The organism is Methylobacillus draconifructus (assembly GCF_045984355.1).
In the GTDB taxonomy this organism is placed as follows: Bacteria; Pseudomonadota; Gammaproteobacteria; order Burkholderiales; family Methylophilaceae; genus Methylobacillus; species Methylobacillus flagellatus_A.
In genome coordinates this window covers 320181-336736 of record NZ_JBJQII010000003.1, presented here as the reverse complement: position 1 = coordinate 336736, position 16556 = coordinate 320181, and the positions used below count along the sequence as shown (strand labels likewise).

Here is a 16556-nt window from a genome sequence, read left to right as displayed (position 1 = left end):
AGTCTTGTAAAAGAGTTCACCTGTTGTGGGCGTGATGGATTGTCCTGCGCGTAATCCTGCTCCTAGAGTGGCCTGATTTTTGCTGGTTGAAAATTAGTGCATCAAGTTCGCAAGAATTTCATGTTGGCCATTCAATATGAGCTTCTGAACTCAAGCCAACGGGTGGCATTTTGTAAACTCACACGGAAAGACGCCAATGACCGCTGAAAAAGAACCCAAAAAGCCCAAAGCCTCCACGCCTGTGATTACCACCGAGAAAACCCCGATTGCCCAGGCACTGCAGAACCACCTGATCTTTTCCGCATTCAAGACCAGCGAGGCTTCGACGCCGCGCGACTGGTATGTGGCGACCGGATACACCATACGCGACCATGTGGTTGAGCGCTGGGTCAAGACCGCTGAAGCATATAGCGAGCAAGATCCGAAACGGGTGTACTACTTCTCGCTGGAGTTCCTGCTTGGGCGCATGATGCAGAATGCCGCACTGAATCTGGGCATCGAGGGCGAGGTGCAGGAGGGTTTGAAAACATTGGGGCACAAGCTGGAGGACGTGGTCGAGCTGGAAAACGACGCCGCGCTGGGCAATGGCGGCCTGGGGCGTTTGGCGGCGTGTTTCCTCGATTCGATGGCCAGCATGGACATCCCGGGCACGGGTTATGGCATCCGTTACGAATACGGCATGTTCCGCCAGTCGATCAGCCAGGGCCAGCAGGTGGAAAACCCCGACAACTGGCTGCGTTACGGCAACCTCTGGGAGTTCCAGCGGCCGGAAAGCCAGTACCCGGTGAGGTTCTATGGCAAGGTGGTGGAGTTCCCGGCTGCCAAGGGTACGGAATACCATTGGGTGGATGCAGAAAGCGTGCTGGCCATTGCCTACGACATGCCGGTGCCCGGCTACGACACGGAAACCGTGAATACCTTGCGCTTGTGGTCTGCCAAGGCGGCGCGTGAGTTCGACCTTGCGCACTTCAATGAAGGCAATTACGAGAAAGCTGTCGAGGAGCGCAATGCCTACGAGAATATTTCGAAGGTGCTGTACCCCAACGATACTTCCGTGCTGGGCAAGGAGCTGCGCCTGAAGCAGCAGTATTTCTTCGTCTCCGCTTCGATCCAGGACATCCTGCGCCGCTTCCTGGCTAAGCATGACGACTGGAGCGTGTTGCCGGACAAGGTGGCGATCCAGCTCAATGACACCCATCCTGCGATTGCGGTGGCCGAGCTGATGTACCAATTGGTGGACGTGCACCACCTCGACTGGAACAAGGCCTGGAAAATCAGCGAAAAGGTATTTGCCTACACCAACCATACCTTGATGCCGGAGGCGCTAGAGACCTGGCCGGTGGAGATGTTCGGCAGGCTGCTGCCGCGGCACCTGGGCATCATCTACCGCATCAACCATGAGTTCCTGCAGATCGTGAACCACAAGTTCCCGGGCGAGACCGATCTGCTGACGCGCGTTTCCATTATTGACGAAGAGCACGGTCGCCGCGTGCGCATGGCGCACCTGGCCGTGGTCGGCAGCCACACCGTGAACGGAGTGGCGGCATTGCACAGCGAATTGCTGCGATCTACCTTGTTTGCCGATTTCAACCGCATCTTCCCGGGCCGCTTCATCAACGTCACCAACGGCATCACGCCCCGGCGCTGGCTCAACCAGTGCAATCCCGGCTTGACCAGCCTGCTGGAAAGCGTCATCGGCAAGGACTTCCACCATGATCTCGACAAGCTGCGCGCATTGGAGCCATTGGCTGACGATGCCGATTTCCGCAAGGCTTTCCTCGCGGTCAAGCATGCCAACAAGCAGCGGCTTGCCAAGCGGATTGAACAGGTGACAGGAGTCAAGCTGAACCCTGCCGCCTTGTTCGACGTGCAAATCAAGCGCATCCACGAATACAAGCGCCAGCTGCTGAATGTGTTGCACATCGTGACCCTGTATAACCGCATCCGCAGCGGGCAAGCCAAGGATGTGACGCCGCGCGCCGTGATTTTTGGCGGCAAGGCGGCGCCGGGCTACTGGCTGGCCAAGCTGATCATCCGCCTGATCAACGACGTAGCCTCCATCGTCAACGAGGATCCTGCCGTAGGAGACAAGCTCAAAGTGGTGTTCTACCCGAATTACGAGGTGTCGGCGGCGGAGCTTTTGTTCCCGGGCAGCGACCTTTCCGAGCAGATATCCACCGCCGGCACCGAGGCATCGGGCACCGGCAACATGAAGATGGCGCTGAACGGCGCTCTCACCATCGGCACGCTGGATGGTGCCAATGTGGAAATCCGCGAGGAAGTGGGGGAAGACAATATCTTCATTTTCGGCCTGACGACGGAACAGGTGGCCGAGGTGAAAGCCAACCATTACAACCCATGGGACTATTACCACGGCAACTCCGAGCTGAAGCAGGCGCTGGACATGATCACCAACGGTTTCTTCTCCGTGGACGAGCCCGATCGCTACCATGCGATCGGCGACGCCTTGTTGAACAACGGGGATCAATACCTGCTGCTGGCTGATTACGCGAGTTATATCGAGACCCAGGATGCCGTGGGCAAGCTCTACAAGGACAAGGATGAGTGGAACCGCCGCGCAATCCTTAATGTGGCGCGCATCGGCAAGTTCTCCAGCGACCGTACCATCGGCGAATACGTTGAGAAAATCTGGCGCGTCAAACCGGTGCAACATTAAACGGTAATACTGTACGCATGCTTCGCCGATGAGGTTAAAATGCGGTGAGAACCTCAATTCATCATCTAGGAGGAGCCATGCGCCATCTTGTGACTGCATTATCATTCGTTGTTTTTTCCAGCCATGCCGCTGCGCTGGACCTGGGCAGCATCAGCAATGCCGATGCCAGCCAGGGCCTCAAACAGGCGCTGGTGCAAGGCGCCGAGCGTGCGGTCAGCCAGCTAGGGCAGGCAGGGGGCTTCCTCAATAACCCGCAGGTCAAGATTCCCCTGCCTGAATCCATGCAGAAGGCCGAGAAGGCCATGCGCATGTTCGGCATGGGCAAGCAGGCGGACGAATTGGTGCTGAAGATGAACCAGGCGGCGGAAGCCGCGGTGCCTGAGGCCAAGACCTTGCTCGTGAATTCGGTCAAGCAGATGAGCGTGCAGGACGCCAAGGATATCCTGACCGGCGGGCAGGACTCCGCCACGCAATATTTCCGCAAGACCACCTCTGCGCCGATGGCGGAGAAATTCCTGCCCATCGTGAAAAAGGCGACGCAAAACGTCGACCTGGCGCAGCAATACAACAAGTTTGCCGAAATGGGCAGCAAATACGGGCTGGTCAACAAGGACCAGGCGAACATTGAACAATATGTGACCCAGAAGACATTGGACGGGGTCTATCTCATGATGGCCGAAGAGGAAAAAGCCATCCGCCAGGACCCGATGGGCCAAGCCAGCAGCTTGCTCAAGAAAGTGTTCGGCGCTGTCAAATAACCTGGTTTTTACCGTCGTGCGGGGCTTGAGGGAGAACTAAAGCCCAGAAAGTGTTCTAACCACATATTGCCGTGTGGGGAGGAACATGCAAGCAGGGACTGTCTATATCATCCATGGCTACCAGGCTTCGCCGGAAAGCCACTGGTTCCCATGGATCAAGAACGCATTGGAGCAGCAGGGGTTCAAGGTCACGGTGCCGGCGTTGCCTGCATCCGACCATCCTGACATCGAGCGATGGCTTGATTGCCTGCGCACCCATATTATCCAGCCGGACCAGCATACCTTTTTTATCGGGCACAGCCTGGGTTGCATCACCTTGCTGCGTTATCTAGAGCAGCAGGAGCGGCCCATAGGCGGCATGGCATTGGTCTCGGGATTTGCCGAGCCGTTGAGCTTCCTGCCGGCGCTGGACGCATTCACCGCCGCGCCGCTGGATGTGGCAAAGCTGATCAGGCTGGTTCCCAGGCGCATCGTGCTGGCTGCCCAGGATGACCATATCGTGCCTTATCCCTATTCGTTGCGCCTAGCGGAAAAGCTCGATGCGGCATGGGAGTTGTTTGAACGGGGAGGCCACTTCATGGCGCAAGACGGCTTCACCGAGTTTCCAGCGCTATATGACGCCATTGTCAGCATGCGTGAATAATAGCGACTAACAAATACTCCTGGCGTTGTTGCCCTGCCTTTGTCGTACTGTTTGTACTGCCTGCGGCAGAGCGCCTGGCCGGGAATGTTGCGCTGAGTTTTTTCAGCCGTACTAAGCCACACTGCAAGAAGGAGGGAGCAATGAAAAAAATCACCCAGCCTGTCGTTCCGGCGGTACGCGTCGCATCGTATGCATTGAGCAAGCCGTACTATGAGAAACTGGGGTTCCGCGAATTGTGGACGCACCAGTTCGAGCCCGGATTCCCCTTTTTTGCCGCCATTGCCCGTGGCGACATGCAGATATTCCTCACGGAGCATACCGGCGATTGCGCCTTCGGCGCGCTGGTGCATTTTTATGTGGACGACGTCGATGCGGTTCATGCGGAATTCGTAGCGCAAGGCTTGCACATCACTGAGCCGCCCGGCAATGACCTGGGCCCGACGGTGCGCAATATGCTCATGGTCGACCCGGATGGCAACCGGCTGAGCTTTGTCACCGTGACGGCACTGTAATAGATGCAGCACTGGGAGCTGCCTGGGGATTGCCATCCTGGCCGAGATGATTGCAATATCGGCGCTCAAGGCCAGTGAGGACTTTAGGCAATGGCTAACCTGCCTGCCATGGTCGGCATAACGTTGATCATAGCGGGCGTGGTGTTCATGCACTTGTTTTCCAGGATAGGGACATTGAGGATATTTGCAGCTTGATCGATAACGGAGGCATTACCCTAGTGAATGAAAGGAATGGATTGTGGCCGCACCATGGCTGACTGTATTGAAGGTGGTTCCCTGGATCGAGGTGATCCGCAAGGCGCCCGAGATTGCCGAGGGCGCCAGGAAGTTCTGGCAGGCCGTATCCGGCAAGCAGCATCAGCGCGAGCCCCAGGTGTATGACGTGCCTTATAGCGAACTGGGGAGCGATGACGACAAAGAGGCCCGCATCCAGTCGCTGGAAATGCGGATCGCCCAATTGCAAACGCAGATGGTGGAATCCTCGAAACTGCTCAAGACCCTGGCGGACCAGAATGAGCAGTTAGTCGCCAAGCTGGAGGACGGTCGCCGCCGCATTGCAAGACTATCGAGAGTCGTGGTGGTGCTGGTGATCGCCATGCTCGCGGTTGCAGCATGGATTTGGCACCTGCCGCTCTTCGTTGCTTAGCCGCTCCTTGCTGCCAGCCTTTGTGTTGGAATTACAAGGCCAGGCTTCAAGCCGCTTGCGCCGCCGTGATGCGGTTGCGGCCATGGTGCTTGGATTGGTAGAGCGCCGAGTCGGCTTGTTCCATGAGCTTGTGCAGCGAGCTGCCAAGCTGTTCGCTGGCCGTGACTGCGATGCCGATGCTCAAGGTCACGGCCAGGCCGTCATGCTTCAATTTGTCAGTCGCTTGGGCAAACGCCTTCTGCAGCCGTTCGGCGACATCCCTGGCTTCCTTTTCGCCGCTCGAGGGCAGGATGATGACGAACTCGTCGCCGCCATGGCGCGCAAACAGGTCGGAACTGCGCAATTGGTGATGCACGATATCCGCGAAGCTGCGTAGCAGTTTATCGCCGAATGCGTGCCCCAGCTGGTCATTGACCTGCTTGAAGTGGTCGATGTCCACCAATAGCAAAGCCGTGAACGGATGGTCGTCGGAATGGCGGCGCATGGTATTGTTTTCCACGGCGGCCCTGAGCCCTTCGCGATTGAGCGCGGCTGTGAGCGGGTCCCGCAACGCGCGGCCGATCCAGTTGCGGTTGATGCGCTCCATGATCATGAGCAGCATCGACATGTTCCATAGCGGGCCGATGCCCGCAGCGAGCAGGATCACCCACATATTGACGCCGCCAGGGGAAAATATCGAATCCCCGCCCAGATGGTGGGTCAGGCCAGCCAATATCCGCAAGCCGAAAATCAGGGCTGCCAGCGTGAATATCCCGGAAACCAGGTAGGCCGAGACGATATCCTCCTCGCGCGCGATGCGTTGCGTGATCTTGGCGACACGCAAGGCATAGTACCCGCAGGCGATCGAACTGAGCGCGGTCCTCTCGGCATAGTAGTTGTCCGCATCCTGCATCAGCAGGAACAACCCGGTCATTAAGCCCAGGAACAGCAAATGCGGCCGCCACGGCATATGACGGTAGTACAGGCGTTGCGCCGTGGCCATCAACAGGAAATAGCCGGCAATGGCGAGCATATTGGCCACTACGATACTGTAAAAATCGGGGACGATATCGCGGAAAGTCAGCAGCAGGATGCCGGAACCCGTGCACAGGTTGCTGATTCCCCAGTATTTCAGCCAGCGGTCGAAACGCCCTGTCATGGTGAGGATGGACAGCACTACACCGGTGGTCGTGGCGAATAAGCCGACTAGGAAATAAATGGTTTTGACATCGAGCTGCAGCATCTCTGCGGGCAATAAGCCTATTGGGAGCAGGTGATTATAGCGGCTTATCCCTGGAAAATCTTAGCGTTCGTCGCGATTGTGCTGTTCTGCTTAATGCAATAGCTGACAATATGGTTCTTTAGTTGGCTGAAAATGCCACAAGATTCACTCTGCAAACAAGGCGTCATCCAGCTGCTGTATCAGGAGCATCAGGCATGGGTTACGTGCTTGGATCAACAAATCGTGCAGATTTTGGCTCAGGAAAAACAGCTGGCTATGCGGTATACCTCCTACAAGCTGGCACCGGAATGGACATGGGGTTTGCAAGTCAATAACTTGTTTGATAAGCAATGCGCCAGTGCCGGGCGTCTTGGACTCAATGTTTTCTCTCCCAATTCGCGGCGCGATTGGTGCAAGCGGCTTCAACTACAACAGCGCGGATTGGCAAGGCGAGCACCAAGGGCGGGCTTGGGTCAGCTTGACGTATGAATTCGATCCCAGGAAATAAACATATGGCCATGCCGCAACTACTGAAAAAACCTTATGGTGCCCAAACGCTGGCTACAGCGTATTTTGGCGCACCAAAGCTGGTTGGTGATATCCTGCCTGGGATGTTTTTCCTGCTCCTGGTTTGGGAGTTGAGCATGTTGCTGCTAGTGTCAGCGGAAGGCTGATTTTCCTTAATCCTCAAAGCAGTAAGGCGAGGCATAATCTGGTAAAATCCCGCTTTTGCCATCACTTCGAATTTCTTCATGTCCAGCCCAATGATCAGTCTTCGTGGCAGTGCCGCTTTATCCCCGTTCCGTATCGAGAAAATCCTGGCTGCGCTCAAGGGCGCGGCGCCGCGCATCACGCACTTGTACGCCGAGTTCTGGCATTTCGCCTGGTCTGATCAGCCTTTGAGCGATACGCAGCAGGCGGTGCTGAAGCAGATTCTCACCTATGGGCCGCGCATGAGCGAGGAAGCGCCGGCAGGGGAGTTGTTCCTAGTGGTGCCGCGTCCAGGGACGATTTCGCCCTGGGCTTCGCGCGCTACGGACATTGCGCGCCATTGCGGCATCGAGGCCATCCAGCGCCTGGAGCGCGGCATTGCGTTTTACGCTGCCACGGCGGATGGCAGCCCGCTCACGGATGCGGAAAAGGCCGCATTGCGCCCCTTGATCCATGACCGCATGACAGAGGCGGTGTTCGCAGCCCTGGAAGACGCGCAAAAGCTGTATCACACCGCCGAGCCTGCACCCTTGTCCACGGTGGATATCCTCTCGGGCGGCAAGGCCGCGTTGGAGGCCGCCAATGCCGATATGGGCCTTGCCCTGTCGCCTGATGAAGTGGATTACCTGGTGGAGAATTTCCAGCGCATGGGTCGCAATCCGACGGATGTCGAGTTGATGATGTTCGCGCAGGCCAATTCCGAGCACTGTAGGCACAAGATTTTCAATGCGGATTGGGTGATCGACGGCGTCGCCCAGGCGCAGTCGCTGTTCGGCATGATCCGCAACACGCACAAGCTCAACCCCGGCAAGACCGTGGTGGCCTATGCCGACAACGCCTCCATCGTCGAGGGCGGCAAGACCAAGCGTTTCTACCCGCAGGCTGACGGTCAATACGGATTTGTGGAAGAGGACATGCATTTCCTCATGAAGGTAGAAACGCATAACCACCCGACCGCGATCTCGCCGTTCGCGGGTGCTGCGACCGGCGCGGGCGGCGAAATCCGCGACGAGGGCGCGACCGGTTCCGGTTCCAAGCCCAAGGCCGGCCTGACCGGCTTCTCGGTTTCCAACCTGCATATTCCCGGCTTCAAGCAGCCGTGGGAGCAGAACAACGGCAAGCCCGGCCGTATTGCCTCTGCTTTGCAGATCATGGTGGACGGCCCGCTGGGCGGCGCGGCGTACAATAACGAATTCGGCCGCCCGAACATCGCCGGTTATTTCCGCACGCTGGAAATTGAGGCGGCAGGTGAAATCCGCGGCTATCACAAGCCCATCATGCTCGCGGGCGGCGTGGGGAATATCTCGGCCAAGCATTCCAAGAAAAACCCGATTCCCCCGGGCGCGGCGCTGATCCAGCTCGGCGGCCCGGCGATGCTGATCGGGCTGGGCGGCGGCGCGGCATCGAGCATGGATACCGGCGCGAATACCGAGAACCTGGATTTCGACTCCGTGCAGCGCGGCAACCCCGAGCTGGAGCGCCGCGCGCAGGAAGTCATCGACCGCTGCTGGCAGTTGGGCGATAAGAACCCGATCCTGAGCATTCACGACGTGGGCGCGGGCGGTATTTCCAATGCCTTCCCTGAACTGGTGAACGACGCGGGCGTGGGCGCGAGGTTCCAGCTGCGAGACGTGCACAACGAAGAGCCCGGCATGTCGCCGCGCGAAATCTGGAGCAACGAGGCGCAGGAGCGCTACGTGATGGCGGTGCGCAAGGAAGATTTGCCGCTGTTCGCCGAAATCTGCGAGCGCGAGCGCTGCCCGTTCGCCGTGGTGGGCGAGGCGACCGAGGAAAAGCGCCTGACCGTGGCCGACCGCCATTTCGGCAACAACCCTGTGGACATGGATTTGTCCGTGCTGCTGGGCAAGCCGCCCAAGATGACGCGCGACGTCAAGCATGTGGCGCGTGAGCTGCCAGTTTTCGATCATTCGCGTGTTGACTTGAAGGAGGCAGCTCAGCGCGTGCTGCGCCTGCCTGGCGTGGCGGACAAGACTTTCCTCATCACCATCGGCGACCGTACCGTGACGGGGCTGATCGCACGCGACCAGATGGTCGGCCCGTGGCAAGTGCCGGTGGCGGATGTGGCGGTGACGCTGGCAGGTTATGAAACCTATAGCGGCGAGTCATTCGCCATCGGCGAGAAGGCACCGCTGGCGCTGATCGACGCTCCCGCTTCGGGACGCATGGCGATTGGCGAGGCGATCACCAATATCGCCGCCAGCCTGATCGACGATATTGCCGAACTCAAGCTCTCCGCCAACTGGATGGCCCCGGCTGGGCATCCAGGCGAGGATGCCGCCCTGTTCGACACCGTCAAGGCCGTCGGCATGGAACTGTGTCCGCAGCTGGGCATCAGCATCCCGGTCGGCAAGGATTCCATGTCCATGAAGACCGTGTGGGAAGAGCGCAATGAAAAGAAGGCGGTGACCGCGCCTATCTCGCTGGTGGTGACGGCATTCGCGCCTACGCCAGACGCGCGCAAGACCCTGACTCCGCAACTGCGCACCGACCTCGGCGACACCCGCCTGGTCCTGGTTGACCTCGGCGCGGGCAAGAACCGCCTGGGCGGCTCCGCCCTGGCGCAAGTGTACGGCAGCGTAGGCAATGCGGCGCCTGACCTCGAGGATGCGGATAGCCTCAAGCATTTGTTCAATGCGGTGCAGAAGCTTAACCGCGAAGGCCGTCTGCTGGCCTACCATGACCGTTCCGATGGCGGGTTGTTTGCCGCCGTGGTCGAAATGGCGTTTGCCGGACGTACCGGTCTGGAGCTCGACATTACCGGCTTGGGCCATGACGCTGTCGCTGCGCTTTATAACGAGGAGCTGGGCGCGGTATTGCAGGTGCATGCTGCCGATGCGGCCGTCATCGTCGCAGAGTTGGAACAGACCCTGGCAGGCAGGGTGCATGTGATCGGCGCGCCAGCCAGCCATGGCGATATCCTGATCCACCAGGCAGGCAAGCTGGTGTTTGCCGAGAGCCGCGTGGCATTGCACCGTGCTTGGTCTGAGACCACCTACCAGATGCAGAAGCTGCGCGACAACCCGCAATGCGCGCAGCAGGAATACGATCGCCTGCTGGATGAGCGGGATATCGGCCTGCATGCCAAGCTCAGCTTCGACCCCAGCGAGAATATTGCCGCGCCCTATATCGCGACGGGCGCACGTCCCAAGATGGCGATCCTGCGCGAGCAGGGCGTCAACGGGCAGGTGGAGATGGCGGCCGCATTCGACCGTGCAGGCTTCAATGCCTTCGACGTGCACATGAGCGACATCATCAGCGGGCGCGTCAGCCTCAAGGACTTTGCCGGTTTTGTCGCCTGCGGCGGCTTCTCTTACGGAGACGTGCTCGGTGCCGGCGAAGGCTGGGCCAAGTCCATCCTGTTCAACCCGCGTGCGCGCGACGAGTTTTCAGCGTTCTTCAACCGTACGGACTCGTTTGCGCTAGGCGTGTGCAACGGCTGCCAGATGATGAGCAACCTGCACAGCATCATTCCCGGCGCCGAACAGTGGCCGCATTTCGTGCGCAACCGTTCCGAGCAGTTCGAGGCGCGTGTCGCCATGGTGGAGGTGCTGGAGTCGCCGTCGCTGTTCTTCAGCGGCATGGCCGGCAGCCGCATGCCGATTGCCGTGGCGCATGGCGAGGGCTATGCCGAGTTCGCCGATGCAGCGGCGCAACAGCGTGTGCAGGCGGAGCAATTGGTGACGCTGCGCTATGTCGATAACAACGGCGTCCCGACCGAGGTGTATCCGTTCAACCCGAACGGCTCGCCCAAGGGGATTACCGGCCTGACTACCGCCGATGGCCGTTTCAGTATTATGATGCCTCATCCTGAGCGGGTTTTCCGCACCGTGCAGCACTCATGGCATCCCGATGGCTGGGGTGAGGATGGGCCGTGGATTCGTATGTTCCGCAATGCCAGGAGGTTCATCGGCTAGCGGTCAACAACGGGTACGAGATGTGCGTTAGGCTATGGGGTGCAGAAGCGATGTCTTCGCGCCTCGCAGCCTCAACAATAATAAGCACACTTAATTAAATGATGATTACTATGGAGAAGTCGCATGAAGAAGATGTTGAAAGTTATCCTGGCAACGTTGGTGCTTGGCTGGGCCGTGATGGCGCATGCCGAGGATCCTCAGGTGGAATATACCGACGCCATTGGCAAGGGGGACATGAAGGTTGTGAAGAAGTACTTCAACAACCCGTATAAGGTCGATGAATTGTTCTTTGCCTGGACCGCTCTTGAAATCGCAGCCAACAAGGGCCAGTTGAATGCAGTGAAGTTCTTCGTCGAGAACGGTGCCGATGTGAACTACAAGCACCCGATCACCAAGATGACAGCATTGCACCTGGCTGCCTATCAAGGCAACAAGGAGGTCGTCAAATACCTGATCGACCATGGTGCGGACGTCAATGCCAAGCTGCGCGGCAATGTCTCCATCATCCGCGCCCTGAAGGACGAGGGCCGTACTGACATGGTGGAGTTCCTGACCGCTGCCGGCGCCAAGAACGACGGCTGCCAGGAAGAAAAGTGCCATTGAGTTGACAATGATGCTGGTTGCAAACGCCATGTCAGGCATGGCCTTGCCTGCCGCATAATGGGTGCCGGACTTGTTCCGGCATTTTCATTTCTTGAAGAACCCGTTCACAGGGGAACCTAAGCCTGATCCCGGGCTCGTAATCTCTGACGATCAACTTGATTGAGCATACATAGATAGGGGGAGCGCGATGAAGAAACTTTCGATGAGTGTATTGCCTGCGCTGGCCGCCAGTGCAGCCCTCATGGCATGCACCACCGTAGCCGCGGTGAGCAAGGTGCCGGACGACGTTGCGGGCAGCCTGACATTGCCGCCGGGTTTCAAGATCAGCACCTTTGCCAAGCTCAACCCGGCCAAGGGCGATTATTTCCGCGGTCCGCGCTTCATGGCGTTCGGGCCGGACGGCAATCTGTACCTTGCCAGCAGCGTGGACAATACGGTGTATATGCTGCCGGACCGCAACCATGACGGCGTGGCCGATGACGTGGTGCCCGTGGTGGAAGGGCTGAACGCGCCCAATAGCCTGGTTTTTGCCGGCAACACCATGCTGGTGGCGAACCAGGACGGGGTGGTGCGTGTCGAGCAGGCGCAGGATAAAAAGCGCCCGGCCGCCAAGCTGGTGCCCTTGATCAGCAATCTTCCCAGCGGCGGGCATACGCTCAAGACGGTCAAGCTGGGACCGGACAACCACCTTTACCTGAACGTAGGCTCCAGTTGCAACGTCTGCGTGGAGAACGACCCGCTCAGGGCCACCATTTTGCGCTATACCCTCGACGGCAAGCCCGCCGGGGCGCCGGACGGCAGCGTGAGCGGCGCCAGGAGCGCGGTCTGGGCGAGCGGGCTGCGCAATTCGCAAGGATTGGCCTGGCAGCCTGGTACGGGCGATCTCTATGCCACCAACAACGGCGCGGATATGCGTTCCGAAACCAAGGGCGGCGCCATGAACGACGAACTGCCGCCGGAGCATCTCAACAAGATCGAGCCGGGCAAGCATTACGGCTGGCCGCATTGCTGGGGCAACAGGGTGACGGACCCCAATTTCCCCGGCAAGCCCGGTTTCTGCGAGAATACCCAGCCGCCTGCCATCACCTTGCGCGCTCATTCCACGCCGATAGGCATCACCTTTCTCGATAAGGCTAATTTCCCCGGCGAATACAAGCAGGATGCGATCGTGGCCCTGCACGGCTCCTGGAACCGCGTGCAGCCATACGGCTACAAGCTGGTGCGCATCCGCTTCCAGGACAATAAGCCGGTGGCCGTGGAGGATTTCGTCACCGGCTGGCAAACCAAGAACAGCGCCTGGGGGCGCCCCGTTGATGTGATTACCGGGCCTGATGGCGCGTTGTACGTCTCGGATGACCGGGCTGGTTTGGTGTATCGTATTACTTACAACAAGAAATAACCCGTGTGAGGAGCAATGCAATGAAAAAATGCGTGATGGGATTGGCAGCCTTGCTGTTGGCGTCAAGCCTGGCCCATGCCGAAGAGCCGCAGCCGACCAGCAAGGTGGCGGTGTACATCAGCCCGTACGAATACACCAACGAGATCAAGCTCTGGCACTTCATGAAGGATTACTGGTTTGCCCAAGGCCCCTTGATCGAGCCGGTGCTGACCAGGACGCTCAGCGCCAAGCTGGGTGAAACCGTGATGTGCGATGCGGGCGTTACCGCCAATGTGCTGCTGTGGGTCAAGCCCAAGATGTTCTACAACCCGCACATGCGCAATTTCTACGGCACGATCAATGCCACCGTCTACACCGGCAGCGGCAAGGCGATTGCCAGTTATACCGGGGAATCGCGCTTGAGCGGCGATCTCGACATCCTGCCTGCCAACACGGTGCAGGCCACTTACGACCTCGCAATCCAGCAGGTGGCGGACAAGATACAGGCCGATCCGGCCATCAAGAAGCTGATCGACGACGGCCTTTCCGACAAGGAGTCATATACGCCCTGTGCCATGATCGCGGTATTGCCCGGACTGAAAAAGCCATAAGCGGTGCGACCTTGCGTAGCGCTTGATCCGCGCTACGCAAGATAACGTATGGTGCACGGCGCTGCCGCCATACTATATTGCTGCTCATCCTGATCGTGTATGAGAGCATCCGTCCATGGCGACATCCCTTGAGGCTGCGACCTTGCCGCAGCATTCCTCCCGGCCTGTTTCAAAAGTTCCTGTCGGTTTTGCCATCGCGGCGATCATCCTGGTCGCAATCGCATTGCGTCCCGGCATTGTCTCGATGGGGCCCTTGCTTCCCGCCATCATTGACGAGTTCCAGCTTTCCCACAGCACAGCGTCGCTGCTCACCACCATCCCGGATTTATTGATGGGCCTGCTTGCCTTGCCCACCCCTTGGCTGGCCCGCCGCTACGGGCGTGATCCCGTCTTGCTGCTGGCATTGCTGTTGCTCTGCGTGGCGATTGCGGCGCGGGCGTTTTCCCGCAGCGTGGACATGCTGCTGCTGAGCACGGCCGGTGTCGGCGCCGGGATCGCCATCGCGGGTGCGTTGATCGCCGGGTACATCAAGGGCAATTTCCCGCACAAGGCGGCGATGGTTATGGGCATCTACGCCACTGCGCTCTCTTTCGGCAGCACCTTGTCCGCCGCCGTCTCTGGCCCCGTCGCCATGCACTCCGAAGCAGGGTGGCGCATGGGCGCCGGCATGTGGAGTCTGTTTGCCGCCCTTGGCTTGCTTTGCTGGTTCTGGGTCGCAAGGCTGGAGCGGGGTTATGTGCAGCAGGCAGGCCATCCGGCCCGCTTGCCTTGGGGCAACCGCACGGCGTGGCTGGTGGCATTGTTCTTCGCTGCCGACAATTTCCTGTTCTATGCCGTGCTGTCATGGACGGCGCCCATGTATATCGAATACGGCATCGCACCTTCGGTGGCTGGCTTCATCCTCGCGACGTTCACCACGGTATTCATGATATCCAACCCCATACTGGGCGCCATCAGCAAATCGATAGACCGGCGGGGCCTGCTTGCGGCTTGTGCGGCCCTGGCCGTCCTCGGCTTGTTGCTGATCGCGCTCGCGCCTGCCTGGTCGCCGTTCCTCAGCATTGCCATTTGCGCTTTCGGCCTTGGCGGTGCGTTCACCCTGGGCATGACCTTGCCATTGGATAACACGCATAGCGTGGATGAAGCCAACGCCTGGAACGCTTTCGTCTTGACTGTAGGATATTTGATTGCGGCCGCCGGGCCGTTGTCGGTGGGGTTCCTGCGCGACCTGACGCAGGATTTCCATCTGGCGAGCTGGCTGCTGGTGTTGGTGGCAGTGCTCATGCTGCTGGTGACGCCATTGTTGAAGCCCCATCATAGCCAATAGGGCGCATAACTGCGTGCCAGGTTGAGTTCGCCTGCGTTCGACCGCATAATCCCAGGCATGGAATGATGCCAGGACAATAATGTAGATGAACGCAGGAGGAGTAGATGGTTAAAACCGTGGTGGCTGCCTTGCTCGGCAGTGCGTTGATGTTTTCCGGCGTGGCCTCAGGACACGAGTTGAAGGTGGTCAAGGGTTTCAAGAACCCGGAATCCGTGCTTGCGGACAAGGCGGGCAGGGTGTTTGTCTCCGAGATCGGCGAGTTCGACAAGGACGGCGACGGGCAGATCAGCGTGATCGAGCCGGACGGCAAGCGCAGCGTGTTTGCCAAGGGCATGAACGACCCCAAGGGGCTGGCCTTGGTCGGGAGCGAGCTCTATGTCGCGGACAAGGATCGCATCCTCAAGGTGGACAAGGATGGCGAATGGGTGGTGCTGGCCGATAAAAGCGCTTTTCCTGTGCCTCCAAGCTTCCTCAATGACCTGGAGCCTGATTACGAAGGCAAGTACCTGTACGTGAGCGACAGCGGCGACATTGCCAACCAGGGCGGCGCCAGCGGCGCGATCTACAGGATTACCCTCGCCACAAGCAAGGTCGATACCGTCATTCACCACCAGCATGATGCCAGGATCAAGGCGCCCAACGGACTGTGGATGGACGATACCGGCGAAGTATTGATCTATGTTGATTTTGCCAGCGGCGTGTTGTACAAGCTCGATTTGCTCAACCGCCACCTGATCGAGCTTGCCAAGGGGTTCGGCGGCGGTGACGGGCTGGCGCTCGGGGCGAACCGCAAGCTTTACATCAGCGATTACATAAACGGCAAGGTATTCAGCCTCAGTATCGACGATGAAGTCACGCTTGAGCACGAGGGGTTCCAGAGCGCAGCCGACATCGGCATTACGCCAGACGGCAAGGCGTTGCTGGTGCCCGACATGAAAGCGGGCACGGTGACCTGGCTGCATTTGCATTGATGAGAAGCGGCTGACATTCTGGATTAAGTTTGCCGGTCTTATCAGCCGTTCTTGCTCTTAGCCTGTCTCGTATTGTCGTGCGTGGCAGGCCATCAGTGATGGTAAACAGCGCAGGCACGATGCACTGTTTTTACCTACTAATTGACTCTTTTGAGCAGGTGCTTGCTCAACGACTTCGTCGCTTCAATCACGTATTTCCGGTCTTTTTCCTCCAGGTTCTGCAAGATCGCGACCAGTCCCTCTATGTCGGGGTCGACGGATACGGGGCTCGATGCTTCAAAAAATTCCTGTATCGGGCTGGATAATTCATGTGCAATCTTGTTGAGGGTCTTGAGCGACGGTGCGGTGACGCCACGCTCGATTCTCGACACAGTTTCGATCTCAACCCCCAGCCGCTGGGCGACGAATTCTTGCGTCAATCCCAGGTTCTTCCTGCGGGTTGCGATGGACAGGCCCAATTTCTTTCTGAGTGAATCCTTCATAGACTTGATCCTATATGTCTACATTTTAATAGACATATAGGATCGCTATTGACCTTGCTGTTTATAAGGAACTAATATGTCTATTAGAAAATAGACATTAA

The 16556-nt window shown here is 58.5% G+C and carries 15 protein-coding genes; 13 read left to right on the top strand and 2 right to left on the bottom strand.

Annotation, left to right across the window (positions count from 1 at the left end; all coding sequences use genetic code 11):
• The first annotated feature begins 196 nt into the window (after window positions 1-196).
• The 5 genes from ACJSDX_RS08060 to ACJSDX_RS08040 all read left to right on the top strand — a co-directional run bounded on the left by ACJSDX_RS08060 (window position 197) and on the right by ACJSDX_RS08040 (window position 5236).
• On the top strand, window positions 197-2677 hold the full coding sequence (locus tag ACJSDX_RS08060; RefSeq protein ID WP_407994265.1) for a glycogen/starch/alpha-glucan phosphorylase: 2481 nt from the start codon (window positions 197-199) through the stop codon (window positions 2675-2677).
• Window positions 2678-2754: 77 nt separating this feature from the next.
• Entirely contained in the window at window positions 2755-3435 is a 681-nt protein-coding gene (locus ACJSDX_RS08055) for a DUF4197 domain-containing protein (protein ID WP_407994264.1), read from the top strand.
• Between the two features lie 85 nt (window positions 3436-3520).
• Entirely contained in the window at window positions 3521-4078 is a 558-nt protein-coding gene (locus tag ACJSDX_RS08050) for an RBBP9/YdeN family alpha/beta hydrolase (protein ID WP_407994263.1), read from the top strand.
• A 140-nt stretch (window positions 4079-4218) separates the two neighbouring features.
• Window positions 4219-4590: a glyoxalase superfamily protein gene (locus tag ACJSDX_RS08045; RefSeq protein ID WP_407994262.1), complete on the top strand. Its 372-nt coding sequence runs from the start codon at window positions 4219-4221 to the stop codon at window positions 4588-4590.
• A 238-nt stretch (window positions 4591-4828) separates the two neighbouring features.
• The gene (locus tag ACJSDX_RS08040) at window positions 4829-5236 is read left to right on the top strand and encodes a hypothetical protein (RefSeq protein ID WP_407994261.1); all 408 of its coding nucleotides are present in this window, start codon (window positions 4829-4831) and stop codon (window positions 5234-5236) included.
• Between the two features lie 46 nt (window positions 5237-5282).
• On the opposite strand, the gene ACJSDX_RS08035 is transcribed toward ACJSDX_RS08040, so the two are convergent.
• Window positions 5283-6458, bottom strand: coding sequence for a GGDEF domain-containing protein (locus ACJSDX_RS08035; RefSeq protein ID WP_407994260.1), 1176 nt, complete (start codon window positions 6456-6458; stop codon window positions 5283-5285).
• A gap of 358 nt (window positions 6459-6816) precedes the next feature.
• On the opposite strand from ACJSDX_RS08035, the gene ACJSDX_RS08030 reads away from it, so the two are divergent.
• The 8 genes from ACJSDX_RS08030 (at window position 6817) to ACJSDX_RS07995 (ending at window position 15973) form a co-directional block, all read left to right on the top strand.
• On the top strand, window positions 6817-6945 hold the full coding sequence (locus tag ACJSDX_RS08030) for a hypothetical protein (protein ID WP_407994259.1): 129 nt from the start codon (window positions 6817-6819) through the stop codon (window positions 6943-6945).
• A 4-nt stretch (window positions 6946-6949) separates the two neighbouring features.
• Entirely contained in the window at window positions 6950-7111 is a 162-nt protein-coding gene (locus ACJSDX_RS08025) for a hypothetical protein (protein WP_407994258.1), read from the top strand.
• Between the two features lie 78 nt (window positions 7112-7189).
• A complete protein-coding gene (gene purL / locus ACJSDX_RS08020; RefSeq protein ID WP_407994257.1) occupies window positions 7190-11083 on the top strand; it encodes a phosphoribosylformylglycinamidine synthase in 3894 nt (1297 codons plus the stop codon).
• A 123-nt stretch (window positions 11084-11206) separates the two neighbouring features.
• Window positions 11207-11686, top strand: coding sequence for an ankyrin repeat domain-containing protein (locus tag ACJSDX_RS08015; protein WP_309564817.1), 480 nt, complete (start codon window positions 11207-11209; stop codon window positions 11684-11686).
• A gap of 187 nt (window positions 11687-11873) precedes the next feature.
• Window positions 11874-13085, top strand: a complete 1212-nt coding sequence (locus tag ACJSDX_RS08010; protein ID WP_407994256.1) for a PQQ-dependent sugar dehydrogenase — start codon at window positions 11874-11876, stop codon at window positions 13083-13085.
• Between the two features lie 20 nt (window positions 13086-13105).
• Window positions 13106-13675: a hypothetical protein gene (locus tag ACJSDX_RS08005; RefSeq protein ID WP_407994255.1), complete on the top strand. Its 570-nt coding sequence runs from the start codon at window positions 13106-13108 to the stop codon at window positions 13673-13675.
• Window positions 13676-13790: 115 nt separating this feature from the next.
• Window positions 13791-15002 (top strand): MFS transporter, encoded by a 1212-nt coding sequence (locus ACJSDX_RS08000; RefSeq protein ID WP_407994254.1) that lies wholly within the window; start codon window positions 13791-13793, stop codon window positions 15000-15002.
• Window positions 15003-15106: 104 nt separating this feature from the next.
• Window positions 15107-15973: an SMP-30/gluconolactonase/LRE family protein gene (locus ACJSDX_RS07995; RefSeq protein WP_407994253.1), complete on the top strand. Its 867-nt coding sequence runs from the start codon at window positions 15107-15109 to the stop codon at window positions 15971-15973.
• A gap of 137 nt (window positions 15974-16110) precedes the next feature.
• On the opposite strand, the gene ACJSDX_RS07990 is transcribed toward ACJSDX_RS07995, so the two are convergent.
• Window positions 16111-16455: a helix-turn-helix domain-containing protein gene (locus ACJSDX_RS07990; RefSeq protein ID WP_309564822.1), complete on the bottom strand. Its 345-nt coding sequence runs from the start codon at window positions 16453-16455 to the stop codon at window positions 16111-16113.
• Between the last annotated feature and the right edge of the window lie 101 nt (window positions 16456-16556).